We start from the raw sequence: 24,554 nt of genomic DNA, 5'->3' as shown, positions 1-24,554 counted from the left end.
TGGCCTGTTTTGCAGTCGACGCAGCACATCGAGCATCCCATGGCGAAAAAGAAACGTACCGGCCCAGGCCCGACTCCGCCGGCCCCCCGCAACACCGCACCGGTGGCGACAACGGCACCCGCGGGCGCTGCTGCAGCCGCGTCTGCGGTGGCGGCGGGCGCTGGCGCGAATGCCAACGGCAGCGGCAACGGCAACGGACGGGGGCAGTCCGATCGCACCAGCCGGCCCGTTGCCCGGCCGGTGGTCGGGCCTTTGCCAAACGAAATCACCCGGGGCGACTGGACGGCGTTCATCCTCGGCATGATGATGTTCCTGGCGCCAGCCATCGGCGTACCGCACGAGGAGATGCTGCAGGACACCCTCAAGTCCATTGTGGTGTCGTTTGCCGCGCTGGGTGGGGCCCTGCTGTTTTTCTGGCAGCAACGCAACCGCCGCGATGCCGTGCGCTGGCACGCCCTGATGTGGTTGCCGCTGATGCTGATGGTGTATGCATTGGGCAGCATGATCTGGTCGCACACCTATCTGGGCGGGGTGGAGGCGATCCGGTGGTTCATCTTCAGTGTTCTGCTCTGGCTGGGCCTGAACACGCTGTCGCGCGACCGCATTCCGACGCTGGCCTGGGGCATTCACATGGGGGCGGTCGTGGCTTCGCTGTGGACGGCGATGCAGTTCTGGTTCGAGATGAAGTATTTCCCGCAGGGGCCCAATCCGGCATCGACCTTTGTCAACCGGAACTTCTTTGCCGAATTCGCGGTGTGTACCCTGCCGTTTTCCGTGCTGCTGCTGGCGCGGGCACGGCAGTCGGGGCTGATCGCCTTCCTGGCGTTCACCACCGGTTTCAACATCGTCGCGATCTTCATGACCGGTACGCGCTCGGCATTGATCGCGTTCATGGCTTTCTCGTTGATCCTGCCGGTCATCCTGTACCTGTACCGCAAGCAGTTGGGATTCAGTCAGTTCAGCAGCGGCAATCGCATCCTGTTGTTCGGGGTGCTGTTTGCCACGGTGCTGGGTCTGGGCCTGATCCAGACCGGCAATGCCAAATTGCTGGAGGAACACCGCCTGGAGCAGCGCGGCACCAATGCGCTGGAGCGGGCTTTTGCGCGGTCCAAGTCGATCACCCAGACCGAGGAATACACCGAGCGCTCGTTCTCGGTCCGTCTGGTGATGTGGAAGGCGACGATGCGCATCATTCAGCAGCGTCCGCTGACCGGGGTCGGGGCCGGGGCGTGGGAAGTGGATATTCCGCTGTACCAGAAAGAGGGCTCGCAGCTGGAGACCGATTACTACGTCCACAACGAAATCCTGCAACTGCTGGCCGAATACGGCCTGGTCGGCTGGATTTTCCTGCTGTTGCTGTTTGGCTACCTGCTCCGGGCGTTCTGGCGCACGCTGCGCAACAAGACACCGGAGGGACAGGCGGAGGCGCCGTTGCGGGCGTTCACCCTGTTGGGGCTGCTGATGTTCCTGATCGTCAGCAACGCCGGTTTCCCGTGGCGCATGGCCAGCACCGGGGCGATTTTTGCGATGGGTCTGGCCATACTGGCCGCATCGGACGCGCGGCTGGGCTACCGTGGCTGGATCGACGCCATGCGATTGCACTGGGGCCCGGCGGTGTCACAGACCGCGGCGGTCGTCACCATGGTGTGCCTGGCATTGGCGGCGTACATCACCCAGCAGGCTGCGGCGTGTGAAAGCAAGATCGTCAAGGCAACCAAGATTGCGCTGACGGTGACGCAGTCGGGTGATTACAACAATCCGAAATGGGACAAGATGAAGCGGGAAATGCTGACCTTGATCCGCGAGGGCGTCGACATCAATCCGCACTACCGCAAGATCACGCCCATGATCGCCGATGAGCTGGCGAAATGGGGTGACTGGAACAACGCGATCTGGATCTGGGAATCGGTGATCGGTTCACGCCCGTATGTGGTGGCCATCATGTCCAACATTGCGCGGGGGTACACCCAGATCGGGCAGAACGACAAGGCATTCGAGGTCATCGCGCGGGCCAAGAAGCTGCAGCCCAAAGCGCCATCGGTGAATTCGCTGGAGGTGGTTTTGCTGACCCGTACCGGTCGTGAGGCCGAGGGCTACAAACAGGCCAAAGAGATGATTGCCCAGGGCATTTACGATTTCGACATGGTCAACGCCGGGTACATCCTGGCGGCTCGGGCCAACGATTGGCCGATGGCGCTGCAATCGCTGGAACTGTTGGTCAAGGGCTGGCCCGCCAGTGCGGTGGACAACTGGCTCAAGATGGGCAATGTCTATGCTTCCGTCGCCGCTGTGAAGGATGAGAAAAAGGCCCTGGAAGCCTACAAGGCGGCCCTTGCCGCCAGCCCGGAAGATCAGAAAACGGCCACCCGCGCCAAGATACCCAGCTTGTATCAGCCCCGGCTGTGATCTGCGCCCGCTGGTGCGGGCGGTTCAGATGTCGTCGCGCAAGGTGTAAGGCGGTGCCGACACGCGCAGGGGGGGGCCGTCAACGCGACCCAGTTGCAAGCCGGACGCCTCGGCTGCGCCGACCTGAACCGATGCAAAGGCGACAGCCTTTCCGTCCGGCAGGGGCGCAGCCATGGCGACAGTGCCGCAGGCTTGCTCCGGATCCAGCGTCGAGTACAGCTCTTGGCCGGCCGCAATCGGCTGGGCACCGGTCACGAGGTAGCCCCGGCGTTTGACCGTTCCCCGAAACTGGCTGCGCGCGACGACTTCCTGGCCGGGATAACACCCTTTCTTGAAATGCACGCCATCAACGGATTCGAAGTTGACGGTCTGCGGCACAAAAAGGTCGGACACCGGCGCCGTGATCCGAGCGATGCCGCTGAAAACCTCAAGCGCGTTCCAGCCATCCGGTCCGACGCGCAGGCCTTCGGGTTCCGGCCCGTCTGCGGCCGAAAGCAGCAGGGTGCGCGTGCAGGCGCGCACGGCGGGGAGGGCAACACGAACAATCCCGGAAACCTGCTCAGCGGCGGCCGCGGGTGGTGTCGGGTGGGCACCCACCGATTCGGTCTGGCCCCAGCACAGCCATTCGCTGCTCGCATCGCTCAGGCGCACACGCGCGCGAAGGACAAAAAGCGAAAGGCGCCGCAAGGTTGCGGCAAGCGTGTCCACACTGGTGATCAGCAGAAAATCGTTCGGTTCGAGGCGGATCACCCAGAACGAGGCAAGCATGCGGCCCTTGGCAGAGCACCATGCCGCGAGCCGGGTCTGGCCCGGCCTGATGGAAAGCATGTCCTGCGTCAGCTGGCCATGCAGGAAGCTGGCGGCATCGTCGCCACTGGCGCGAATCACCCCAAGATCGGTCAGGCGGGCAATACCCAGAGGGAGGGAGACAGGGTCCTGTGCGTTCATGCCTGCATTATGATCGCGGGCTTTACTCCCGAAGGATCAAAGGGTCGTGCGTCGATTGCTGTTGGGCGTTGCGGTGAGTCTGGCGGCGGCCGCGATCGCATTGGCTGCCTTCGCAGTGCGCTGGGTGGGCGCGCCTTTGACCCTGGCGGAACCAACGATCGAGCTGGCCATTGAGCCGGGCATGAGCCCCCGAAAGGTGGCGGAAGCGGTGGTTGCTGCGGGGGCGCAGGTTTCTCCGGAATGGCTTTTCCTGTGGTTTCGTCTCTCCGGGGACGCGCGCAAGATCCGGGCCGGAAGCTACGAGATACAGACCGGCACCAGCCCCCGTGCGCTTCTGAGCAAACTGGTTCGGGGCGACGAAAGCCTCAAGACCATTACTTTCATCGAAGGCTGGACGTTTCGGCAGGTGCGTAGTGCGCTGGCTGGCGCCGACGGCTTGCGCGCGGACACCCGGGGTTTGACCGATGCAGCCGTGATGGCCCAGCTGGGCCGCCCGGGAATCGCCGCTGAAGGGCGATTTTTCCCGGATACCTATGCCTATGCGCGAGGCAGCAGCGACCTGGATGTGCTTCGTCGCGCCCTGAAAAGCATGGATCGGCGGCTCGATGCGGCCTGGGCACAACGGAGTGCCGATAGCCCGCTGCGCTCTGCAGATGAAGCTCTGATTCTGGCCAGCATCGTGGAGAAGGAAACCGGGCGCCCGGATGACCGCGCGCAGATTGCGGGCGTTTTTGTCAACCGCCTTCGGATCGGGATGCGTCTGCAAACCGACCCCACCGTGATCTACGGGCTGGGCGAGGCCTTTGACGGCAATCTGAGGCGGCGTGATCTGACCACGGACACGCCTTGGAATACCTACACCCGCGCGGGACTGCCGCCGACGGCGATCGCGTTGCCAGGCAAGGCGTCGCTGGTGGCCGCAGTTCAGCCGGCCGCAACGCCTGCGCTGTATTTCGTCGCCCGAGGTGACGGCAGCAGCCACTTCAGCCGGACACTGGATGAACACAATCAGGCGGTCAACCGGTATCAGCGCGGGCGACAATAGCAGGCATGGGCACCCGATCCGGAATTTTCATTACGTTCGAGGGCATTGACGGCGCCGGCAAGTCGAGCCACATCGAAGCTCTGGCGGATCACTTGCGGGCCCAGGGCAGGACGGTTCTCCTTACCCGTGAGCCCGGCGGGACACCATTGGCGGAGTCCATCCGCGCACTGGTGCTCCATGAAGCCATGGATGCGCTGACCGAGGCGCTGCTGGTCTTTGCGGCGCGTCGGGACCATGTCGTCTCGGTCATCCTGCCCGCATTGAACCGCGGTGAGGTTGTCCTGAGTGACCGCTTCAGCGATGCGACGTTTGCGTACCAGGGAGGAGGTCGCGGGTTTGACTTTGCCGTCCTGGACCGATTGGAGCAGTGGGTTCAGACCCGGGATCAGGGTCCGGATGGGTCGGAGAACCTTCTGCAGCCAGATCTGACGCTGTGGTTTGATGTCCCTGCGGAACTGGCCGCCCGAAGACTCGCGTCGGCGCGGACCCCTGATCGTTTCGAAGCCCAGCCGGAGAGTTTTTTCCAGCGTGTCATTGATGGGTATGCACGTCGCATGGCGCTTTCGCCCGGGCGCTTCGAACGACTCGCGGCGGACCAAAGCCGCGAAGCGGTGTGGTCCGAACTGATCCGGGTTGTTGACGCGCGCTTTTCGCCGTTCTCGCCCCCGGTGGCCTCACCATGAATGCGCCGGTCGCGACGCCGCCGTGGTTGCAGCGTCAACTCGACACGTTGGTGCAGGAGCGCAGCCACGCCGTGCTGTTGTTCGGGTCAGGCGGAATCGGGCAATACGAGCTGGCGCTCGATCTTGCGAGGGCCTGGTTGTGCGAGTCTCCCCAGCAACGGGACCGTATCGGCCGTGCCTGTGGGACCTGCGGAAGCTGCCATGCCATCGAGGTTCGTACCCATGCGGATTTGCTGGTCTTGATGCCCGAAACCGTTCAGATGGAACTCGGCTGGCCTTTGCCGGAGAAGGCGCAGTCGGACATCGACGAGAAGCGCCGCAAGGCGAGCCGGGAAATCAGGGTTGATGCGATGCGCGATGCAGTCGAATTTGCTCAACGGACCAGCGGAAGAGGGCAGAGCAAGATTGTCCTGGTGTATCCGGCAGAAAAAATGAATGCGGTGGCAGCCAACGCCTTGCTCAAGACACTGGAAGAACCGCCGGGATCGGTACGCTTTATCCTGGCAACCGAGGCGGCCCATGAATTGTTGCCCACGATACGCAGTCGGTGCCTGGCCCATGCCCTTCATCTTCCCGATCCGCAGGAAGCGCGGCAATGGATGACCCGGTCCGGGGTGCCCGAGGCGGACGCAACGGTTCTGCTGGCGGCCTGTGGGGGACGTCCGGGCCTCGCGGTGCAGTGGTCGCAGGCCGGGCGGTCCGCCAGGTCCTGGGCAGCCATTCCGCGGGGCCTGCAGCAGGGGCGGACCGAGGTACTCGACGGATTTTCGCCCCGGGAAATGGTCGAGTCGATGCAAAAGCTTTGTCACGACCTCTTGGTTTTCTCGCAGGGGTGCCCACCGCGCTTTTTTCGGTCCGAAGACCTGCCGAGTTTCAAGACTCCGGTTCATGTCGGGACCTTGACTGCCTGGAACCGGTATCTTGCCCGAATGGAGGAGCAGATCGACCATCCCTTCCATCCGGGTTTGCTGGTCGATGCACTTGTCGATCAGGCGGCAAACACCCTAAACTCCACGGCTTGAGCCGACATTTATGAGCCAAGCACCACCCAATCAAGTCCGCCCGAGCGTCATTCAACTGGCGATCAAGGAAAAAGCGGCGCTTTATGCGGCCTACATTCCCTTGTTTGCTGACGGGGGGGTATTCATTCCGTCGACTCGGGAGTACCGCCTGGGCGATGACGTATATGTATTGCTGTCATTGCCAGACGACCCCCAGCGGTACCCGATCGCAGGAAAGGTTGCGTGGATTACGCCGGCCCGGGCTGCCGGGAACCGGAGCCAGGGGGTCGGTGTGCGGTTTCCGTCGGATGAGAAGTCGCGCCTGCTGAAGATCCGGATCGAAGAAATTCTCGGGACGCATCTGGGCTCCGACCGACCGACCCAGACGATCTGAGACGATTTCACCAATGGCCGGGTCTCTCCGCCGATTCGGTGGATCGAGCTTCCCGGTGTGCGCGCCATGTTTATTGATTCACACTGTCATCTGAGTTTCCCCGAGTTGTCCGGGCGAATTGGCGAGATACGCGATGCGATGGCGACGGCTCGGGTTGACCGCGCCCTTTGTATTTGCACGACCATGGAGGAGTTCCCTCTGGTGCATGGTCTGGCGATGAGATACGACAATTTCTGGGCCACGGTTGGTGTTCATCCCGATAACGAAGAGGTTCAGGAACCCGACGTGGCCGCCCTGGTCGCCGCCGCCAGTTTGCCGCGGGTCGTTGCAATCGGGGAGACCGGTCTTGACTACTACCAGATGGCCGAGCGAAAAGGCGGGCGCTCTGTCGCGGAGATGGAGTGGCAGCGTGAGCGCTTTCGCGTTCATATCCGGGCGGCCAGGTCCTGTGGATTGCCGATGGTGATTCATACCCGTGCGGCCTCTGACGACACCCTGGGCATTCTTCGGGATGAACGCGCAACGGGTGATGATCACCCGGCGGGCGGCGTTTTCCACTGTTTCACCGAAACACGGGAAGTGGCCCGCACTGCGCTGGATTTCGGTTATTACGTCTCGTTTTCCGGCATCATCACCTTCAAGAGCGCGACGGAACTCCGTGATGTGGTCAGACTGGTGCCACTTGATCGGATGTTGATCGAAACAGACAGTCCGTATCTGGCGCCGGTTCCTTTCCGCGGCAAAACCAACGAGCCGTCGTATGTTCCGTGGGTTGCAAAAACCATCGCCGAAGTTCACTGCGTCAGTCCGGAAGTTGTCGGTTCAATGACCAGTGAAAACTTCCATCGCCTGTTCAAGAAGACAGAAAGCGCTGCGGCATGATCCGGCGCACACTGATGCTTGGTCTGTTCGGTGCGCCTTTGCTGGTGAGTCGGCAGGCTGTCGCGGGAGCGTACGAGGATTATTTCGCAGCGATTTCGCGCGACGATGTCGGCGCTCTTCGAGGATTGCTTGAGCGCGGGATGGACCCGAATACCCGCAACCCGGCCGGCTTTGCGGGCTTGTTTCTGGCGATCCGTGACGGATCCTTGCGCTGTGCTGATCTTCTCGTGTCCTGGCCGCGAATCGATGTGGATCCGCGCACGGCACAGGATGAAACTCCCTTGATGATGGCGGCACTCAAAGGGCATCTGGGTCTGGTGGAGCGTTTGATCAAGGCTGGAGCGGATGTCAACAAGACGGGGTGGACTCCATTGCATTACGCAGCGACCGCCGGGAACGTGGCCATTGTTCGGGTTCTCCTGGAACAGCATGCCTACATTGATGCGGAGTCGCCAAACGGTACGACGCCGCTGATGATGGCCGCACGCTATGGATCTCCTGGGGCGGTCAAAGTCCTTCTGGAAGAAGGTGCCGATCCGATGCTGAAGAACCAGTTGCACTTGAGCGCGATAGATTTTGCATTGGGTGCAGAACGCAGAGACTCCGCAGAATTGATTGGCGCTTTTGTCCGGGCGCGACAACCCAAAGGCAAGTGGTAACAACCGCATGTCTGTCCGTCAGCGATTGACTCTTTCAATTTTATACGATGTATATTATGTAAAGTCTAAGAGACGAATGAAGATGGCACAGGCTTCAGTAAAAGTCCCCCGAAAGCCATGAATCCGCATCGGCGAAAAAAAAGGCCACCTTGCGGTGGCCCTTTTCGGTTCAAATGACCGTCGCGCTATCAGTTCAGAGGAACCTTCTTGCCATCCTTGTAGACGTACAAGGTGATCGCGGGGTTCTTCAGTTCACCGTTGGATTCGAACTGAATCGTCGAGGTCACGCCCTTGAAGTTCGACTCAGCGAGCTTGGGGGTGTAGACCTTCGGATCGACGGAATTGGCGCGCTTCATCGCGTCGACAATCAGGAAAGTCGCGTCATAGGTGTACGGGCTGTAAACCTGGAACTGACCAGGGTACTTGGCATCGTACTTTGCTTTCCAAGCCGTACCACCAGGCATCTTCTGCAGCGAGGAGCCGCCTTCTGCACAAACCACGTTGTTAAGCGTCTTGGCACCAGCCGCCAGCTTGGCAATCTCGGAGGTGCAGATGCCGTCGCCACCGAAGTACTTGACGTTCGACAGGCCGAGTTGTTCCATCTGACGCAGCATCGGACCAGCTTGCGGATCCATGCCACCGTAGAAAATCGCGTCGGGATTCTTGGACTTGATGGCAGTCAGGATGGCCATGAAGTCCGTGGCCTTGTCCGTCGTGAACTGCTCGTCAACGATTTGCATGCCTTTGGCCTGGGCTGTTCTCTTGAACACCTCGGCAACACCTTGGCCGTATGCGGTGCGGTCATCAATGATCGCCACGCGCTTGAGCTTGAGAGCATCCGCTGCGTAGAACGCCAGACCGGCGCCCAGCGAGTTGTCGTTGGCGATGATTCGGAAGGTGGTCTTGTAGCCAGGCTTGGTCAGGTTCGGGTTGGTCGCCGCGCCTGTGACGTGCGGAATGCCGCAGTCGTTGTACACCTTGGAAGCTGGAATGGTTGTGCCGGAATTGAGGTGCCCGACTACGCCAGCGACTTTGGCATCACACAGTTTCTGTGCGGCAGCGGTGCCCTGCTTCGGATCGGCAGCGTCGTCTTCAGCCTGAATCTCGAAACGGATGCGCTTGCCGCCGATCGAGATGTTCTGCGCATTGAGCTCTTCAATGGCCATGCGGACGCCGTTCTCATTGTCCTTGCCGTAGTGTGCCTGCGCGCCGGAAATCGGGGCAACGTGGCCAATCTTGACGACTTGGACGTCCTGGGCAGCGGCAATGCCAGCAAAGGCAGCCAGACCAGCAACGACAGTCAATTTCAACTTCATCTGCATAAAAAAACTCCAGTCGAATAAAAGTTGAGGTTGGTTGTTGTGACTCAACAGGCGTAGACCTTATCGCAAAAGATGAGCGTGGACCATAGGGAATGCGATAGGTACACCGAAAGTAGGTGAATTACTTGCCTATTGGAAATGCTGATGAAAGACCCTCTGGCAGCTATCGGCGTCATTCACGTGGTGCTGCCAGATCATGCCGCTCCAGTGGACACCCGAGTGCAAGGTAGTTTCGCCATCGCTGGCGCGCGGCAGCGCGATCCGACTCGGCGGTCGAGACGATCTCGATCACGCGGCTGAAATCCTGCAGACTCTCGGGAACGGCATCGGTCAGGTTCAGCAGGACAGGTCGGTTGGCGAGTTTCTGCACCTGTTCGCCCAGCACTGCCGTTGCGTCCCCCGGGTTGAACGGGTCTTGGTCGACCCAATGGTGGCTGATGAAGCTGGTCGATGTTATGACCCACAGCTTCAGGTCCAGTTCCTCAAGAAGCGGTCGTTCGCCCAGGACAAAGACCCGGGTCCCGCTTGTGGCTGCCTTGCGAATCACCTTGCAGGCGTGCTCCAGGCGGTCAGTTGCGTTGAAATGAAACGAAACTTCGGTCATTCGCGATTGCTTCGGGGCTGTTCCTTGGGGACTTGACTATTTTTTGGGTCGCCGTGTCCGGGATTTGGACGGTGCCCCCCGGTCAGCGGAGGCGGACTGCTTCAGCAAGTAGGAAACCAGAAGCCCAACTGGCCGTCCGGTAGCGCCCTTGGCCGCCCCGCTCTTCCACGCGGTTCCGGCAATATCCAGGTGCGCCCACTTCTGCCCTTCGACAAATCGTTGCAGGAACTTCGCCGCAGTCACCGCGCCGCCCGGGCGCCCCCCCACGTTGGCGACATCGGCGAATCGCGATTTCAGGCCTTCCGCATATTCGTCGTCCAATGGCATGCGCCAGCAGGTATCCTGCGCAAGCTCGCCCGCTTCCTGCAATGCCTTGGCGAGTTCGTCATCGTTCGCGAAAAGGCCGGTCCGGAGGTGACCTAGGGCAATCACGCAGGCACCGGTCAAGGTGGCGATATCGATGATGGCCGCCGGCTTGAATCGGGCGGCATAGGTCAGTGCATCGCACAGGATCAGGCGACCTTCGGCATCGGTGTTCAATATCTCGATGGTCTGGCCCGACAGACTGGTGACCACATCGCCAGGTTTCACGGCGGTCCCCGAGGGCAGGTTCTCACAGGCAGGAATCAGACCAATCACATTGACGGCCGGCCGGATCTCGGCAAGTGCGCGAAAAACACCCAGAACACTGGCGGCTCCGCCCATATCGAATTTCATCTCATCCATCTCGGCGGCTGGCTTGAGTGAGATCCCGCCGGAATCAAAGGTGATTCCTTTGCCAATCAGAACGATGGGGGCTTGGCTCCCGTTTGCCCCCGAGTAGCTCAATTCGATGAATCGCAACGGCTCGGCTGAACCCTTCGCTACCGCAAGGAACGCGCCCATGCCGAGTTTGTTCACCTCGTCGGGACCGCGGACCCTGCATCGGATATCCGCGTAGCGGGCAATATCTTTTGCCGCCTTGGCCAGCCCGGTCGGTGTGGCGTGATTGCCCGGACGATCAGCCCAATGTCGTGCGAGGCCGATTCCCGCTGCGATTCCAACTGCTTCGTTGAAGGCGGATTGCACCAAGTCTGGCTCTGGCACACCGAGCCTCACTCTGAGAAGCACTGACGGCTCAAACGTCGTTTTTGTTTCGGTGTATTCGTAAGTCGCGCGTGACGCGGCCAGCACAGCGGCCCGGATACCCGGCCCGTCGCAAGGAGACAAACACGCGACGGTGATCTCCCGGGTTGGTCCGGACTTCAAAGCGGCAATGGCTGCTTCCACGGCCAGACCAAGCGCCTTGGCTTTCCCGTCGCCGCAACCCACCAAGACGGCTCGAGGCGCTTTGATGGCCGGGTGCTGGTACAGCGGGAGCATTTTCCCCGGCTTGGCACTGAGGTGACCACTGCGCAGCGTATCGCTGACCAAGGCCGACAGCGGGCAGCTCAGATCGTTGAAGCCCTCGGGAACCAGGACGACAAGTGTCTCGGTTTCAAGCGCGGGGGCAGTGCGGGAATCAAGCGCAAGCAGTTCAAAGTCCATAATCGCGTTTTGAGTTGACGATTGATGTTATTCCATTCCTCGATCCGCCGGGAACTGGCACGAAGCTTCGGGGCGACGCTGGTCGTTCTGGCCACCATCGTGATGACGATGATGCTGATTCGTACCCTGGGACAGGCTTCCAGGGGGGTCGTGAATCCCTCCGAGGTGTTGTTGATCCTGGGGTTCACCGTGCTGGGTTACCTGCCAACCCTGCTCAGCCTGAGCCTGTTCATTTCTATTGTTGCCACCTTGTCACGGATGTACGCGGACCGGGAGATGGTGATCTGGTTTTCCAGCGGCCAGGGTAGCCTGCGGTTTCTAACCCCCCTGTTGCGCTTCGCCTGGCCGGTGCTGCTGATGATCCCGGTGCTGTCGCTGCTGATCTGGCCCTGGTCCAACCAGCAAATTCGTGAATTGCGTGATCGCTATGAGCGCCGGGGCGATATCGAGCGCATCGCGCCCGGACAGTTCCAGGAGAGCGCGGACGGGAATCGGGTTTTCTTCGTTGACAAGGAATCAACTGATGGTCAGTGGGGAAGTAACGTTTTCATCGCCGCCCGCGAGCGCGGTACACATTCGGTCACGTCGGCCCGCAGCGCGCGTATCGAAATCGTCGACGGGCGCCGGATCCTCATACTCAACAAAGGTCAACGTCTTGAAATGGACCAGTCGGTCAACCGGGACCGGCCCATCAAACTCAGCGAGTTCGAAGAATACCGGACGGTGATCGACGAGAAACGGCTGGCGCCGCTGCAGGAACTACCCGCCCGTTCGCGATCCACCTTGCGCCTTTTGCGTGAGCCGACCCCCGAGAATCAGGGTGAGCTGGGTTGGCGGATCGGGCTGATCTTTTCCGCATTGAACCTGCTGATGCTTGCCTTGGCTGTGGCCAATGTCAACCCGCGAGCGGGTCGCAGCGGCAGTCTGGTTTTTGCCCTGTTCGCCTTTGTTATCTATTACAACCTGCTCAACCTGGGGCAAAGTTGGGTAGCCGCCGGTCAGGTCACGCTGCTTGCCTGGCTGATCGGTCTGCACGGCGGTGTGCTCGCAGTCGCCATGGCGTGGTTGATTGCTCGACACCAGGGTTGGAGCTGGCGCTCATGGCTGTCACGCCGCCCGCACCACCGTGAGGCGAGTGTGTGAGAACCGTCCGACGTCTCCTTTACCGCGAGGTCGCACTGTCTGTGGCCTTTGTGACCGCGGGTTTCCTTTCCCTGTTCCTGTTCTTCGACCTGGTCGACGAATTGCCGGCCATCGGCCGCGGCGGCGCCTCTGGCTATCAGTTCGAACACGCGCTGACGTACGTGGTGTTGTTGATTCCCAATCATCTGTACGAGTTGCTGCCGATTACCGTCCTGATTGGATGCATTTACGTCATGGCGCGGTTGGCCCAAAGTTCGGAGTACACGATCTTGCGGACCAGCGGCCTGGGACCTGCCCTGGCGCTCAAAACCCTGTTGTTGCTCGGTGGTTTTTTTGTTGTCCTGACATTCTTGCTCGGTGACTATGTGGCGCCCTGGAGCGATCGCAGCGCCCAATTGCTGAAGGCACGCCATCAGGGCAACCTGACCACGGGACAGACAGGTGCATGGCTCAAGGAGCGTCAGCAGGAATCGGCCTTTTCGGTCAACGTGCGTTCTCTGGCACCCGACGGCAGCCTGCGCAACGTGACTCTGTTCGAGTTCGACCGTAGCGGCCAGATGCGGTCGCTGACCGAGGCCGATTCCGGCACATTTGGCAAGAATGGTCGATGGATGCTGCATCAGGTCCAGCGGACCGAATTCGAAATCATGGGCGCAACGGCGCCATCGGTGCGCCGGATGGTGCGGGATTCACTGGAGTGGCCCAACAGCTTGAGCGCAGAGATGGTCTCGGCCGCACTGCTCAAGCCCGACCGTATGCGGACGGTGGACCTTTTCACCTACATCCGCCATTTGCGCGACAACGGTCAGACCGCCCAGCGCTACGAGATCGAGTTCTGGCGCAAGGTCTTCTACCCCTTGAGTTGCCTTGTCATGGTGGTACTTGCCCTGCCCTTCGCCTACCTTCACTTCCGTTCGGGGAGCATCACCGGTTATGTGTTCCTGGGCGTGATTGTGGGCATCAGCTTTTTCCTTCTGAACAACGTGTTCGGTTTTGTGGGCAATCTCCAAAACTGGCAACCATGGCTGGCTGCCGCCGCGCCGGGCTTGCTCTACAGTGCCTTGTCGCTGGCGGCATTCGGATGGCTGGTGCTTCGACGATGACCTGCGCAGGACTCTCCTCTTTTCGCCAACGTGCGGTCGTGCTGTTCGCCCATGGCTCGCGCGATGCAGCCTGGCGCGCCCCCATCGAGGCAGTCGCCGCGCAGGTTCTCGCAATGGAGCCCGCCACGGTGGTCCGCTGTGCCTACCTCGAATGGTCTGAGCCGGACCTGGCGTCTGCGGTGGCCGATCTGGCAGGTCGCGGGGTCAACCACATGGTGGTGCTTCCCTTGTTTCTGGGTGTCGGCAAGCACGCCCGCGAGGACCTGCCACGCATGGTCGCGGAATTGCGCGATCAGTATCCCAACGTGGAGTTCGACTTGCGACCCTCGGTCGGTGAAGACCCCCGCTTGATCGAAGTGCTTGGCCGCATTGCTGTTAGTTAGATGTGATATGAAATAATGATCGCGATCAATATAAGAGTTCGCGATGAATCTTCACCAGTTCCGATTTGTCCAGGAAGCCGCGCGGCGCAACCTCAACCTCACCGAAACCGCCAAAGCACTTCACACCTCGCAACCGGGTGTTTCCAAAGCCATCATTGAGCTGGAAGAAGAGTTGGGCATCGAGATATTTGCCCGACACGGCAAACGCCTCAAACGGGTCACCGAACCAGGGCAGCATGTGCTGCGCAGCATTGACCTGATCATGCGCGAGGTCGGCAACCTGCGGCGAATTGGCGAGCATTATTCCGCGCAGGACAGCGGCGTGCTCTCGATCGCGACAACCCATACCCAGGCCCGTTACGTACTGCCGGTACCGGTATCCCGACTGCGTGCCGCCTTTCCCAAAGTCAACGTCGCGTTGCATCAGGGCACCCCGGATCAGGTGGCGCGCATGCTCATCGACGATGTCGCCGAAATTGGCATTGCCACCGAATCCCTGGCGGACTACGACGCGCTGGTCACATTGCCCTGTTACGACTGGCAGCACATGCTGGTTGTGCCGGCCGATCATCCGCTGGCCCGGGTCGAGCGACTGACTCTCGAAGACCTGGCCCATGAGCCCCTGATCACCTACCACCCCTCCTTTACCGGGCGTACGCGCATTGACAAAGCCTTCGAGAGCCGCAAACTGGTGCCACGCATTGCCCTGGAAGCCATTGATTCCGACGTCATCACCACCTATGTCCGGCTGGGGCTCGGAATCGGCATCGTCGCCGAAATGGCGGTGCGGGACCTGGCGGCCCGCGACGGCAACGCCGATCTGGTCACCCGCCCCTTGGGCGCACTGCTCGGTCAGAACGTCACCCGTGTTGCGTTCAAGCGAGGGGCCTGGCTGCGCAACTTTGTCTATCGCTTCGCCGAATTGTTGTCCGACCGGCTCGACCGCAAGCTCATCACGCTGGCCCTGAGCGGCCATGAAACCGATTACGACCTCTGAACCGCATCCCCATGACCGCTTCCCCCGACCACAGCCCTGCCCTGCAATCCAAGCTGCCCAAGGTGGGCACCACCATTTTCAGCGTGATGTCGGCCCTGGCTGCCGAAAAAGGCGCGGTCAATCTCGGCCAGGGTTTTCCGGACTTCGATTGCGATTCCCAACTGGTCGATGCCGTCACGGGCGCCATGCGGCGCGGCCTGAACCAGTACCCGCCGATGCCTGGTGTACCCGCCCTGCGCGATGCGGTGTCGGCCAAGGTGCAGGCGCTGCACGGCCGACGCTACGACCCGGGCACCGAAGTCACCATCACCGCCGGCGCCACCCAGGCCATCCTGACCGCTGTCCTGGCGATTGTCCGTGCGGGGGACGAAGTCATCGTGCTCGAACCCTGCTATGACAGCTACGTGCCCAACATCGAACTCGCCGGCGGCGTGGCCGTTCCGGTGCCGCTGACGCCGGGCACCTTCCGCCCGGATTTCGACCGCATCGCGGCAGCCCTGTCACCGCGCACCCGCGCGATCCTGATCAACAGCCCGCACAACCCCAGCGCGACGATCTGGAGCGACGCGGACATGCGCCGCCTGGACGCGCTGCTGGCTCCGACCGACGTGTTCGTCATCAGCGACGAGGTCTACGAGCACATGGTCTACGCGCCGAACGAGCACCTCAGCGCCGCCCGCTACCCGGGGCTGGCCGCGCGAAGCTTCATCGTCAGCAGCTTCGGCAAGACCTTCCATGTCACCGGGTGGAAGGTAGGCACCGTCTGCGCCCCGGCGACCCTGACGGCGGAATTCCGCAAGGTGCACCAGTTCAACGTGTTCACCGTGAACACCCCCATGCAGCACGGCCTGGCCGCCTACCTGGCCGATCCGGCACCCTACCTGCAACTGCCGGCGTTCTACGCCGCCAAACGTGACCTGTTCCGCGACGGACTGGCGCAAACCCGTTTCAGATTGCTGCCCAGCGAGGGCAGCTACTTCCAGTGTGTGGACATCTCGGGGCTGGCTGTGCCGGAGCGTGACCTGCCGGAGGCCGATTTTTGCCGCTGGCTCACCACCGAAGTCGGCGTGGCGGCCATTCCGCTGTCCGCGTTCTACGGCAACGGCTTCGACCAGAAGGTGATCCGCTTCTGCTACGCCAAGAAAGACGACACGCTGCGCGCCGCGCTGGCACGCCTGGCGCGCCTGTAAAGGCCCTTGCCGCACCGGCACAGGGGACGCAGGGGGAAGCCGACCTCGGCCATCAGCAGCGCACGGGATTGCGGCAAAACCGCTCCAGTTCCCGCACCGTGCTGCGCGCGGCAACGCGGTTGCGCGCATGGAAGCCGACCTCCAGGCTGAGCTTCATTTCGTACTTGCGAAAAAATGCCTCGAAAAGTTCGCCGCCCAGTGTGCCCGTCGCTGTGAGCTGGTCGTTACGCGGATCATGCTCCAGCAGCACCGCGCACAGGGGCTGTTCCGCGGGTCCGCCCAGGACATGGGCGCCGCGTGACGGGTCGTACTGGCTATGGTCCGCGCAACAGTGGATCAGGTCTTCCCCTTTGCTGGGCGTCTTGGGGTTGACCGCCGGGCCTTTGCGAAAACTGATGAAACTTACCTCCCGCGTCGGGTAGACCAGCTGGTGCGCGCAGATCGCACTGAAGGCAACGATGCTGCGGCCGGGGCCAACACCACCGGGCCATTGGTAGTCCTGGCGATCCTTCGTCTGCAGCGCCACCGGCGCCGCTGCTTTGCCCAGTTCCAGCAGGAACACCGGCGTGGCTTCGAACGGATAGTGAAACACGTAATTGATCTTGGGCTTCAGCCGGGACGCCAGGATCGGACGGTCATACTCATCAACGAGCACGGTGCGCGCATAGCTGCGGGGCACCACGGTCGCTGCCCAGCCGGGGCCAGCCAGTGTCGCTGCCAGGGCGCCTGCCCCCAAAGCGCAACTTTCCACGAAATCGCGTCGGTCCATCAATCCCTCCGGCGGTCGAAACCCGCAGTGAAGCCCATGTGCCGGCGTCTGTCAACTTCGGGTATCGGGTATCGGGTAGCAGGGTTACCTGGCAGATGTTCATCCCCGCTGCAAACCCGGTTCGGGTGGGGAAAATGCCACAGCCGGATCCGGGTCTCACCGCGATAATCGACGCCATGTCAGACCCTTCCCTCCCGGTTTCCCTTCCTGCTGGCGACACGCGGGCGCGTGCTGACAATGCTGTGGGCGCTCCCGGCGGGTTCAATGCTGACGAAACGACCCACTTTCAGGCCAGGATGCCCAAGGCGCCAGTCTGGTTTTGCTCGTTTCTGGCCAGCAATCGACGCGAGACGCGGCGCTTTCGCGACGAACTGGCGCATATCAAAGGTGCCTGGCCCTTGCTGATGAAAGAGCGTCGGGGTGGCACTTGGACCGATGACGACAAGGTGCGCCTTCAGTCCATGGTTCGTTCGGCGTCGTCGGTCAGTCCTTACCTGTTCATCTGGGCCATTCCGGGTTCCATGGCATTGCTGCCGTTTCTGGCCTGGTACCTTGATCGCCAGCGCAAACGCAAAGGATTGCGTGGCGATACGCCACGCGGCTGATTCCGGCCGGCCTCGCCTGAGGGCTGTCGCCACGGGGTGATCGGCCGCACTTCCCGAAGCCCGATGGCCTGATGCCGCCAAAGGGATACCCGCGGTGAGGAATTGTTCGCCCGGGCGGCCGCCTTGGTAGCATCATCGCAGCGCCCGTTTGCCAAGCCGTCAAGAAAAATGCGCGTGGCGCGCGGGTGGTACCTCCTGAAAGATGTTCCATGCACCCCGACGACCAGAAAGCCATTCTTGCCATTGCCCTTCACGCGGCCATCGCCGACGGCTCAAAAGACGAACGCGAGCGCGAAGAGATCCGCCGCATGGCGGAGTCGCTCGCACCGGACTCGGCCACCATCGACCTGCGCATGCTGGTGCAGGATGTGATGCTCAAACGCGTCAGCCTGGACGATGCCGCCGCCGCCCTGAAAGACGACAACCTGCGTCTTTACGCCTACGAAATGGCCCTGTGTGTGTGTGAGGCGGACGGTCGCACCACCGACTCCGAGCGGGCTTTTCTTGACCGGCTCAAGTCCGCGCTCGGCACCGGTAACGATCAGGCCCGTGCCATCGAACAGGCGGTCGAGCCCTTTGTCCCTGCCGAAGCGGCCGCCGCGCCACGGCCTGTTGCCGCCACCTCACTGCAGCCGGGGGCAAGCCCGGCGGTCAATGAGGCCGAAGTGGATCGTTCGATCCTCAATTACGCGCTCCTCAACGGCGCTCTGGAGCTGTTGCCCCAGTCCTGGGCGTCCATGGCGATCATCCCGCTGCAGATCAAGATGGTCTATGGCATCGGGCAGGCCCATGGGGTATCCCTCGACCAGGGCCACATCAAGGAATTCATTGCCGCCGCCGGTGTGGGCATGACCTCGCAGTACCTGGAGCAGTTCGGTCGCAAACTGCTCGGCGGCCTGCTGGGCAAGGCGGCGGGCAAAACCATGGGAAAAATCGGTGGTGCGGCAACCGGCATGGCCTTTTCGTTTGCCACCACCTATGCGCTGGGCCAGCTGGCCAAACGGTACTACGGCGGCGGGCGGGTCATGAACACCGCGATGCTGCGCGACACTTTCCAGGGCCTGCTGGGCCCGGCCAAGCAGATGCAGACACAGTATCTGCCCCAGATCCGGCAAAAAGCCGCCACGCTGGACGCTGGCCAGGTGCTGGCGATGGTTCGCGGACAGTAGTCGTTCCGACTGGCGGGTCAGCTCTGCAGCTGCGCCCACACCTTGTCCAGCCGTTTGACACTGACCGGTTGCGGGGTGCGCAATTCCTGGGCGAAAAAGCTCACGCGCAGCTCTTCCAGCAGCCAGCGCAATTCCGTCATGCGCTCGTCCACGGCCCCTTTGCGCTCGGACACCAGGCGCCAGTAGCGGGTTTCCTGGGCCCGCAGGTCGGCCAGGCGGGCGGCGTCGCGGGCCGGGTCGGCGCGGAATTTGTCCAGGCGCAGCACGATGGCCTTGAGATAGCGCGCCAGATGCTGCAGTTGCGACCACGGCGTCGCGGCCAGGAAATTCTTCGGCATCAGGCGTGCCAGTTGCTGCGTGCAGTCGGCCACCGCATCCGGTGCCCCTTTGGTGTCGCGGATCTTGCGACTTGCGCTGGCGTATTCGGCCAGCACCACGCCGGCCAGCCGCGCGACTTCGTTGGCAATCAGCGTCAGGCGGGCGCGTCCCTCTTCGACACGGCGCCTGAAGTCCGCCTCGCAGGTCGGTAAAGGCTCCAGCAGAAAGGCGCGGTCGAGCGCCACCTCGATGATCTGGCCACGCAGTTCTTCCAGCGTGCCCAGTGGCATGAACGCGACGGCCATTTTCTGCAGATCGGGGATGTTCTTTTCCAGGTATTTCAGCGCATCGCGGATCTGCAGTGCGAACAGCCGGCGCAAGCCGGCGCGGTGGCGGGTTGCGGCGATCTGCGGTTCGTCGAACACCTCGATGGTGACCGCATCGCCCTGGTCGATCAGGGCCGGAAACCCGATCAGGCTGGCGCCGCCCTTGCGGATTTCCATCAGCTCGGGCAGTTCGCCAAAGCTCCATGTGGTGGTGCGCTGGGGCTCGAACGCGGCACTGGCGGGCGCCACTTTTGATTCTGTTTTTGTAGCAATAGAAGACCGTTTTACGCTGGGTAATGCCTGTTTTTGTTCCGAAACGGCTTCCGCCGCGGCCTGCTCGGCCGCCTGGTTCACTTTCAGCGTCGCCAGCGCCTGGAACGCGCCGCGCGCCCGGGCCCCGAGCTCGGCTTTCAGCGCGCCGAGGTTGCGCCCGTGGCCCAGCTGGCGGCCGTGTTCGTCCACCACCCGGAAGTTCATGAACAGGTGCGCGCTGACCATGTCGAGCTTGAAATCGGTGCGTTTGACGTCCAGGCTGGTCTCGTCGCGCACCCGCTTGAGCAGCACCTCCAGCAGGCTGCCGTGGCCAAAGGCGGTGGGCTCGGACAGCGCCTCGGCCAGCCGGGCCGCGTTGTCGGGCAGCGGCACGAAGCGGCTGCGGGGCTTTTGCGGCAGGCTCTTGAGCAGCGCCTGAATCTTGTCCTTGAGCATGCCGGGCACCAGCCATTCGCAGCGCTCGTCGCTGACCTGGTTCAGCACAAACAGCGGCACCGTCACCGTCAGGCCGTCCTTGGCGTCGCCCGGCTCGTGCAGGTAGCTGGCCGCGCAGTCGGTGCCGCCCAGGCGCACGGTGCGGGGGAAAGCGGCGGTGGTGATGCCGGCGGCCTCGTGGCGCATCAGCTCGTCGCGCGAGAGCTGCAGCAGTTTCGGGTTCGTTTTCGAAGCGTCGCGCCACCAGGCTTCCAGCTCGCGCGCGGTGCACAGGTCTTTGGGCAGCTGCTGGTCGTAGAAGGCGTAGATCAGTTCCTCGTCCACCAGCACGTCCTGCCGGCGGGACTTGTGCTCCAGCTCCTCCACCTTGGCCACCAGCTTCTGGTTGGCGGCCAGGAACGGCAGCTTCGTCTCCCACTCGCCGGCCACCAGCGCTTCGCGGATGAAGATTTCGCGTGCCGCGTGCGGGTCCACCCGGCCGTAGCTCACGCGCCGGTTGTTGTAGACCACCAGCCCGTACAGCGTGGCGCGCTCCAGCGCCACCACCTCGCCGGCCTTTTTCTCCCAGTGCGGGTCGAGCAGCTGCTTTTTCAGCAGATGGCCGCCCACCTCTTCCAGCCACTGCGGCTCGATGGCGGCAATGCCCCGCCCGAACAGGCGGGTGGTTTCCACCAGCTCGGCCACCACGATCCAGCGCCCGGGCTTCTTGCTCAGGTGCGCACCCGGGTGGCGGTGGAACTTGATGCCCCGCGCGCCCAGGTATTCGGCCTGGCTGGCGCCGGCCGCCAGGTCTTCCGGGCGGTAGCCCACGTTGCCCAGCAGACCGGCCAGCATCGACAGGTGCAGCGCCTCATAGCTGGCGGGCTGCGGGTTGAGCTTCCACTGGTGCTCGGTGACCACGGTCAGCAGCTGGGAGTGGATGTCGCGCCACTCGCGCACCCGGCGGATGCTGATGTAGTTCTGGCGCAGCAGCTGTTCGTACTGACGGTTGCTCAGCTTGTGGGTGGGCGCGGCGGCCATTTCCGGCGCCGCCTGCCCCTGGGCGGCCAGGGCCTGACGGGCGGCGGCCAGGGCCGCGGCGGCGCGCTGGGCCACCGGCAGCACGGCTTGCGAAGGTGCCCCCTTGCGGGCGGCGTCCTTCTGGGCGCGGGCGGAGGGCAGCGCGGGCACACCCCCGCGGGCGTCACCCAGCCATTTCCACAGCTTCAGGTAACCGGAGAACTCGCTTTTCTCGTCGTCGAACTTGGCGTGCTGCTGGTCGGCCTGTTGCTGGGCGTCCATCGGGCGGTCGCGCACGTCCTGCACCGACAGCGCGGCGGCGATCACCAGCACCTCGGCCAGCGCACCGCGTTCGCGGCCTTCCAGAATCATGCGGCCCACCCGGGGGTCCAGCGGCAGTTTGGCCAGCTCACGCCCAAGTGCGGTGAGTTCGTTCGCTTCGCTCAACGCGCCCAGCTCCTGCAGCAGCAGGTAACCGTCGGTGATGGCGCGGCGCGACGGCGCCTCCAGGAACGGGAAGTCTTCCACCGAGCCCAGGCGCAGCGATTTCATGCGCAGAATCACGCCCGCCAGCGACGAGCGCAGGATTTCCGGGTCGGTGAAGCGCGCCCGGCCGTTGAAGTCGGCCTCGTCGTACAGGCGGATGCAGATGCCGTTCGCCACCCGGCCGCAACGGCCGGCGCGCTGGTTGGCCGCCGCCTGGCTGACGGGCTCGACCAGCAGCTGCTCCACCTTGCTGCGCAGGCTGTAGCGCTTGACGCGCGCGGTGCCCGCGTCGATCACGTAGCGGATGCCCGGCACCGTGAGCGACGTTTCCGCCACGTTGGTGGCCAGCACGATGCGCCGGCCGCTGTGGCTGTCAAAGATGCGGTCCTGCTCGGCCTGGGACAGGCGGGCGAACAGCGGCAGCACCTCGGCATTGCGGGTCAGCGCCGAGTGCGACAGGTGGCCGCGCAGGTGGTCGGCGGCTTCGCGGATTTCGCGCTCGCCGGGCAGGAAGACCAGGATGTCGCCTCCGGGTGGTGGCCCCCACGCTCCGCGCTGCGCGTCGTCGCTGCCCCCCGAGGGGGCCCCGTCCGGCTTGGGGCGGCCCGGCGCCGGCCGGACGCCCATCCACAGCTCATCCACCGCGTCGGCAATGGCCTCGTTCAGCCCGAAATCCTTGGTCTCTTCGAACGGTTTCCAGCGCTGCTCCACCGGAAAGGTGCGCCCGGACACCATGATCACCGGCGCGGGAATCAATGGCCCCCATTCGATGGAGGCTTCCGCGCCCTCGGTGCCGGGCGCAGGCTCGCCCTTGCGCCGCCCGCGCGGCAGGCGCTGGCGGGTGCCGAAGTGCTGGGCGAACCGGTCGGCGTCGATGGTGGCCGAGGTGACGATCACCTTCAGGTCCGGGCGGCGCGGCAGGATCTGCTTGAGGTAACCCAGCAGGAAGTCGATGTTCAGGCTGCGCTCGTGGGCCTCGTCGATGATGATCGTGTCGTAGGCCTTGAGCAGCGGGTCGGTCTGCGTTTCGGCCAGCAAAATGCCGTCGGTCATCAGCTTGACCGAGGCGTTCGGGCCCAGCCGGTCGTTGAAGCGCACCTTGTAGCCCACCACCTCGCCCAGCGGGGTCTTGAGCTCTTCGGCGATGCGTTTGGCCACGCTGCTGGCAGCGATCCGGCGCGGCTGGGTGTGCCCGATCAGGCGCCCGCGCGGCGGTTTGCCGTCCGGCCCGGGCGGTGCGTTCAGGCGGCCCCGGCCCAGGGCCAGGGCGATCTTGGGCAGCTGCGTGGTCTTGCCCGAGCCGGTTTCGCCGCAGACGATGATGACCTGGTGCTGCTCCAGCGCCGCCATGATCTCGTGGCGGCGGCCCGACACGGGCAGCGAGTCCGGGAATTCGATCGGCAGGCGCGACGGGGCAAGAGGCACAGGCGGGGGAGACTTGGTGGAGAATCGACGATTATCCCTGTCACCGAGCCGCCTGCGCCGCATGTCCACCGTCTTCAATTTCACCTTTGTCCCCTTGTTCCGGTCGGTGGCGCCCTACATCCACAAGTTCCGCAACCAGACCTTTGTTGTCGGCGTCTGTGGCGAGGCGATTGCCGCCGGCAAGCTGCCCAACCTGGCGCAGGACCTGGCGATGATCCAGAGCATGGGCGTGAAGATCGTGCTGGTGCACGGTTTTCGCCCCCAGGTCAACGAGCAACTGCGCGCCAAAGGCCACGAGGCGCGCTATTCGCACGGCATGCGCATCACCGACGAAGTGGCGCTCGACTGCGCCCAGGAGGCGGCCGGCCAGCTGCGCTACGAGATCGAGGCCGCCTTCAGCCAGGGCCTGCCCAACACGCCGATGGCGGGCTCCACCGTGCGGGTCATCAGCGGCAACTTCATCACCGCCCGACCGGTGGGGATCGTGGACGGAGTGGACTTTCAGCACTCCGGACTGGTGCGCAAGGTCGATGTCGCCGGTATCAGCCGCACGCTGGACATGGGGGCCCTGGTGCTGCTGTCGCCGTTCGGTTTTTCGCCGACCGGCGAGGCCTTCAACCTCACCATGGAGGAAGTGGCCACGTCAGTGGCCATTGCCTTGCAGGCCGACAAACTGATTTTTGTCACCGAAATCCCCGGCATCCGGGTCCAGCCCGACGCCCCGGCAGGCGACGACAACCCGATCGACACCGAATTGCCGCTGGCCGCCGCCGAGGCATTGCTTGCCCGCCTGCCCGGCGCCCGGGAACCCACCGACATCGCGTTCTACCTGCAGCACTGTGTCAAGGCCTGCAAGGCCGGGGTGGAGCGCAGCCACATCATTCCGTTCGCGGTGGACGGCTCGCTGCTGCTGGAAATCTATGTGCACGACGGCATTGGCACCATGGTGATCGACGAAAAACTCGAAAGCCTGCGTGAGGCCACCGCCGACGACGTGGGCGGCATCCTGCAGCTGATCGAGCCGTTCGAGAAAGACGGCACCCTGGTCAAGCGCAGCCGCACCGAAATCGAGCGCGACATCGCCAACTACACCATCATCGAGCACGACGGCGTCATCTTCGCCTGCGCTGCGCTCTACCCCTACCCGGAAGGCCGAACCGCCGAAATGGCCGCCCTCACCGTTTCGCCGCAGAGTCAGGGCCAGGGGGACGGCGAAAAAGTGCTCAAGCGCGTCGAACAGCGCGCCCGCGCCATGGGTCTGGAGAGCATCTTCGTGCTGACCACCCGAACCATGCACTGGTTCATCAAGCGTGGCTTTGTCCAGGCCGACCCGGACTGGCTGCCCGAAGCGCGCAAGCGCAAATACAACTGGGACCGCCGCAGCCAGGTGCTGGTCAAGAAGCTGTCTTGAAGGCGGACGGGGAGCGCGCGGCGCGTCCAGCGCGTCGGTTTTGAGCGAAAA

At 63.1% G+C, this 24,554-nt stretch carries 21 protein-coding genes; 15 read left to right on the top strand and 6 right to left on the bottom strand.

The features are described from left to right. Positions 1–39 precede the first annotated feature (39 nt). Positions 40–2,406, top strand: a complete 2,367-nt coding sequence (locus AC2EBU_RS03320) for an O-antigen ligase family protein (protein ID WP_484608956.1) — start codon at positions 40–42, stop codon at positions 2,404–2,406. Positions 2,407–2,430: 24 nt separating this feature from the next. On the opposite strand, the gene ygfZ is transcribed toward AC2EBU_RS03320, so the two are convergent. Continuing rightward, the gene (gene ygfZ, locus AC2EBU_RS03315) at positions 2,431–3,354 is read right to left on the bottom strand and encodes a CAF17-like 4Fe-4S cluster assembly/insertion protein YgfZ (protein ID WP_484608955.1); all 924 of its coding nucleotides are present in this window, start codon (positions 3,352–3,354) and stop codon (positions 2,431–2,433) included. 46 nt (positions 3,355–3,400) lie between these two features. Here ygfZ and mltG point away from each other — a divergent pair, with 46 nt between their 5' ends. The 6 genes from mltG to AC2EBU_RS03285 all read left to right on the top strand — a co-directional run bounded on the left by mltG (position 3,401) and on the right by AC2EBU_RS03285 (position 8,018). After that, positions 3,401–4,399 carry an endolytic transglycosylase MltG gene (gene mltG / locus AC2EBU_RS03310; RefSeq protein ID WP_484608954.1) on the top strand — a complete coding sequence of 333 codons (999 nt, stop codon included), beginning with the start codon at positions 3,401–3,403 and terminating at the stop codon, positions 4,397–4,399. Positions 4,400–4,404: 5 nt separating this feature from the next. Then, positions 4,405–5,082 carry a dTMP kinase gene (gene tmk, locus AC2EBU_RS03305; RefSeq protein WP_484608953.1) on the top strand — a complete coding sequence of 226 codons (678 nt, stop codon included), beginning with the start codon at positions 4,405–4,407 and terminating at the stop codon, positions 5,080–5,082. Further along, positions 5,079–6,104 carry a DNA polymerase III subunit delta' gene (locus AC2EBU_RS03300; RefSeq protein ID WP_484608952.1) on the top strand — a complete coding sequence of 342 codons (1,026 nt, stop codon included), beginning with the start codon at positions 5,079–5,081 and terminating at the stop codon, positions 6,102–6,104. Before tmk ends, AC2EBU_RS03300 begins: the two co-directional genes overlap by 4 nt. A 10-nt stretch (positions 6,105–6,114) precedes the next feature. Next, complete coding sequence (locus tag AC2EBU_RS03295) at positions 6,115–6,477, top strand: PilZ domain-containing protein (RefSeq protein WP_484608951.1); 363 nt, start codon at positions 6,115–6,117, stop codon at positions 6,475–6,477. A gap of 66 nt (positions 6,478–6,543) precedes the next feature. Then, positions 6,544–7,359, top strand: a complete 816-nt coding sequence (locus AC2EBU_RS03290; protein ID WP_484610104.1) for a TatD family hydrolase — start codon at positions 6,544–6,546, stop codon at positions 7,357–7,359. Between the two features lie 14 nt (positions 7,360–7,373). Next, on the top strand, positions 7,374–8,018 hold the full coding sequence (locus AC2EBU_RS03285) for an ankyrin repeat domain-containing protein (RefSeq protein ID WP_484608950.1): 645 nt from the start codon (positions 7,374–7,376) through the stop codon (positions 8,016–8,018). Positions 8,019–8,206: 188 nt separating this feature from the next. Here the strand turns inward: AC2EBU_RS03285 and AC2EBU_RS03280 are convergent, their stop codons facing one another. The 3 genes from AC2EBU_RS03280 to AC2EBU_RS03270 form a co-directional block, all read right to left on the bottom strand. Then, positions 8,207–9,340 carry a branched-chain amino acid ABC transporter substrate-binding protein gene (locus AC2EBU_RS03280; RefSeq protein WP_484608949.1) on the bottom strand — a complete coding sequence of 378 codons (1,134 nt, stop codon included), beginning with the start codon at positions 9,338–9,340 and terminating at the stop codon, positions 8,207–8,209. A gap of 172 nt (positions 9,341–9,512) precedes the next feature. Next, positions 9,513–9,944, bottom strand: a complete 432-nt coding sequence (locus AC2EBU_RS03275; RefSeq protein WP_484608948.1) for a DNA polymerase III subunit chi — start codon at positions 9,942–9,944, stop codon at positions 9,513–9,515. A 36-nt stretch (positions 9,945–9,980) separates the two neighbouring features. Further along, positions 9,981–11,471: a leucyl aminopeptidase gene (locus AC2EBU_RS03270; RefSeq protein WP_484608947.1), complete on the bottom strand. Its 1,491-nt coding sequence runs from the start codon at positions 11,469–11,471 to the stop codon at positions 9,981–9,983. Positions 11,472–11,495: 24 nt separating this feature from the next. Here AC2EBU_RS03270 and lptF point away from each other — a divergent pair, with 24 nt between their 5' ends. The 5 genes from lptF to AC2EBU_RS03245 are packed head-to-tail and all read left to right on the top strand — an operon-like array spanning position 11,496 to position 16,287. Beyond that, positions 11,496–12,614 (top strand): LPS export ABC transporter permease LptF, encoded by a 1,119-nt coding sequence (gene lptF / locus AC2EBU_RS03265; RefSeq protein ID WP_484608946.1) that lies wholly within the window; start codon positions 11,496–11,498, stop codon positions 12,612–12,614. Next, complete coding sequence (lptG, locus tag AC2EBU_RS03260) at positions 12,611–13,717, top strand: LPS export ABC transporter permease LptG (RefSeq protein ID WP_484608945.1); 1,107 nt, start codon at positions 12,611–12,613, stop codon at positions 13,715–13,717. The genes lptF and lptG overlap by 4 nt, the downstream gene beginning before the upstream one ends. Continuing rightward, positions 13,714–14,100 carry a sirohydrochlorin chelatase gene (locus tag AC2EBU_RS03255; RefSeq protein ID WP_484608944.1) on the top strand — a complete coding sequence of 129 codons (387 nt, stop codon included), beginning with the start codon at positions 13,714–13,716 and terminating at the stop codon, positions 14,098–14,100. The genes lptG and AC2EBU_RS03255 overlap by 4 nt, the downstream gene beginning before the upstream one ends. A 43-nt stretch (positions 14,101–14,143) precedes the next feature. After that, positions 14,144–15,097 carry a CysB family HTH-type transcriptional regulator gene (locus AC2EBU_RS03250; RefSeq protein WP_484608943.1) on the top strand — a complete coding sequence of 318 codons (954 nt, stop codon included), beginning with the start codon at positions 14,144–14,146 and terminating at the stop codon, positions 15,095–15,097. 11 nt (positions 15,098–15,108) lie between these two features. After that, a complete protein-coding gene (locus AC2EBU_RS03245) occupies positions 15,109–16,287 on the top strand; it encodes a pyridoxal phosphate-dependent aminotransferase (RefSeq protein WP_484608942.1) in 1,179 nt (392 codons plus the stop codon). A gap of 52 nt (positions 16,288–16,339) precedes the next feature. Here the strand turns inward: AC2EBU_RS03245 and AC2EBU_RS03240 are convergent, their stop codons facing one another. Further along, positions 16,340–17,056 carry a Rieske (2Fe-2S) protein gene (locus AC2EBU_RS03240; RefSeq protein ID WP_484608941.1) on the bottom strand — a complete coding sequence of 239 codons (717 nt, stop codon included), beginning with the start codon at positions 17,054–17,056 and terminating at the stop codon, positions 16,340–16,342. Positions 17,057–17,232: 176 nt separating this feature from the next. Here AC2EBU_RS03240 and AC2EBU_RS03235 point away from each other — a divergent pair, with 176 nt between their 5' ends. Continuing rightward, positions 17,233–17,661 (top strand): hypothetical protein, encoded by a 429-nt coding sequence (locus tag AC2EBU_RS03235; RefSeq protein WP_484608940.1) that lies wholly within the window; start codon positions 17,233–17,235, stop codon positions 17,659–17,661. A gap of 101 nt (positions 17,662–17,762) precedes the next feature. Then, positions 17,763–18,830, top strand: a complete 1,068-nt coding sequence (locus AC2EBU_RS03230) for a YcjF family protein (protein WP_484610103.1) — start codon at positions 17,763–17,765, stop codon at positions 18,828–18,830. A 17-nt stretch (positions 18,831–18,847) separates the two neighbouring features. Here AC2EBU_RS03230 and hrpA read toward each other — a convergent pair whose 3' ends face one another. Then, on the bottom strand, positions 18,848–23,017 hold the full coding sequence (gene hrpA, locus AC2EBU_RS03225) for an ATP-dependent RNA helicase HrpA (protein ID WP_484610102.1): 4,170 nt from the start codon (positions 23,015–23,017) through the stop codon (positions 18,848–18,850). Positions 23,018–23,153: 136 nt separating this feature from the next. Between hrpA and argA the strand changes: the two genes are divergently transcribed. Continuing rightward, entirely contained in the window at positions 23,154–24,503 is a 1,350-nt protein-coding gene (gene argA / locus AC2EBU_RS03220; RefSeq protein WP_484608939.1) for an amino-acid N-acetyltransferase, read from the top strand. The last annotated feature ends 51 nt before the right edge of the window (positions 24,504–24,554 follow it).

The organism is Curvibacter sp. T50, assembly GCF_057219955.1.
The sequence above is the reverse complement of the archived record's forward strand: the minus strand, read 5'-3'. Positions and strand labels throughout refer to the sequence as shown.

Excerpts from the sequence above, each read along its gene's own strand:
- hrpA (WP_484610102.1), bottom strand. The coding sequence starts at position 23,017 with ATGGCGGCGCTGGAGCAGCACCAGGTCATCATCGTCTGCGGCGAAACC.
- AC2EBU_RS03290 (WP_484610104.1), top strand. The coding sequence starts at position 6,544 with ATGTTTATTGATTCACACTGTCATCTGAGTTTCCCCGAGTTGTCCGGG.
- AC2EBU_RS03255 (WP_484608944.1), top strand. The coding sequence starts at position 13,714 with ATGACCTGCGCAGGACTCTCCTCTTTTCGCCAACGTGCGGTCGTGCTG.
- AC2EBU_RS03235 (WP_484608940.1), top strand. The coding sequence starts at position 17,233 with ATGTCAGACCCTTCCCTCCCGGTTTCCCTTCCTGCTGGCGACACGCGG.
- AC2EBU_RS03285 (WP_484608950.1), top strand. The coding sequence starts at position 7,374 with ATGCTTGGTCTGTTCGGTGCGCCTTTGCTGGTGAGTCGGCAGGCTGTC.
- AC2EBU_RS03300 (WP_484608952.1), top strand. The coding sequence starts at position 5,079 with ATGAATGCGCCGGTCGCGACGCCGCCGTGGTTGCAGCGTCAACTCGAC.
- AC2EBU_RS03270 (WP_484608947.1), bottom strand. The coding sequence starts at position 11,471 with ATGGACTTTGAACTGCTTGCGCTTGATTCCCGCACTGCCCCCGCGCTT.
- AC2EBU_RS03245 (WP_484608942.1), top strand. The coding sequence starts at position 15,109 with ATGACCGCTTCCCCCGACCACAGCCCTGCCCTGCAATCCAAGCTGCCC.
- AC2EBU_RS03250 (WP_484608943.1), top strand. The coding sequence starts at position 14,144 with ATGAATCTTCACCAGTTCCGATTTGTCCAGGAAGCCGCGCGGCGCAAC.
- AC2EBU_RS03320 (WP_484608956.1), top strand. The coding sequence starts at position 40 with ATGGCGAAAAAGAAACGTACCGGCCCAGGCCCGACTCCGCCGGCCCCC.
- argA (WP_484608939.1), top strand. The coding sequence starts at position 23,154 with ATGTCCACCGTCTTCAATTTCACCTTTGTCCCCTTGTTCCGGTCGGTG.
- AC2EBU_RS03295 (WP_484608951.1), top strand. The coding sequence starts at position 6,115 with ATGAGCCAAGCACCACCCAATCAAGTCCGCCCGAGCGTCATTCAACTG.
- ygfZ (WP_484608955.1), bottom strand. The coding sequence starts at position 3,354 with ATGAACGCACAGGACCCTGTCTCCCTCCCTCTGGGTATTGCCCGCCTG.
- AC2EBU_RS03275 (WP_484608948.1), bottom strand. The coding sequence starts at position 9,944 with ATGACCGAAGTTTCGTTTCATTTCAACGCAACTGACCGCCTGGAGCAC.
- AC2EBU_RS03280 (WP_484608949.1), bottom strand. The coding sequence starts at position 9,340 with ATGCAGATGAAGTTGAAATTGACTGTCGTTGCTGGTCTGGCTGCCTTT.
- AC2EBU_RS03240 (WP_484608941.1), bottom strand. The coding sequence starts at position 17,056 with ATGGACCGACGCGATTTCGTGGAAAGTTGCGCTTTGGGGGCAGGCGCC.
- lptF (WP_484608946.1), top strand. The coding sequence starts at position 11,496 with ATGTTATTCCATTCCTCGATCCGCCGGGAACTGGCACGAAGCTTCGGG.
- tmk (WP_484608953.1), top strand. The coding sequence starts at position 4,405 with ATGGGCACCCGATCCGGAATTTTCATTACGTTCGAGGGCATTGACGGC.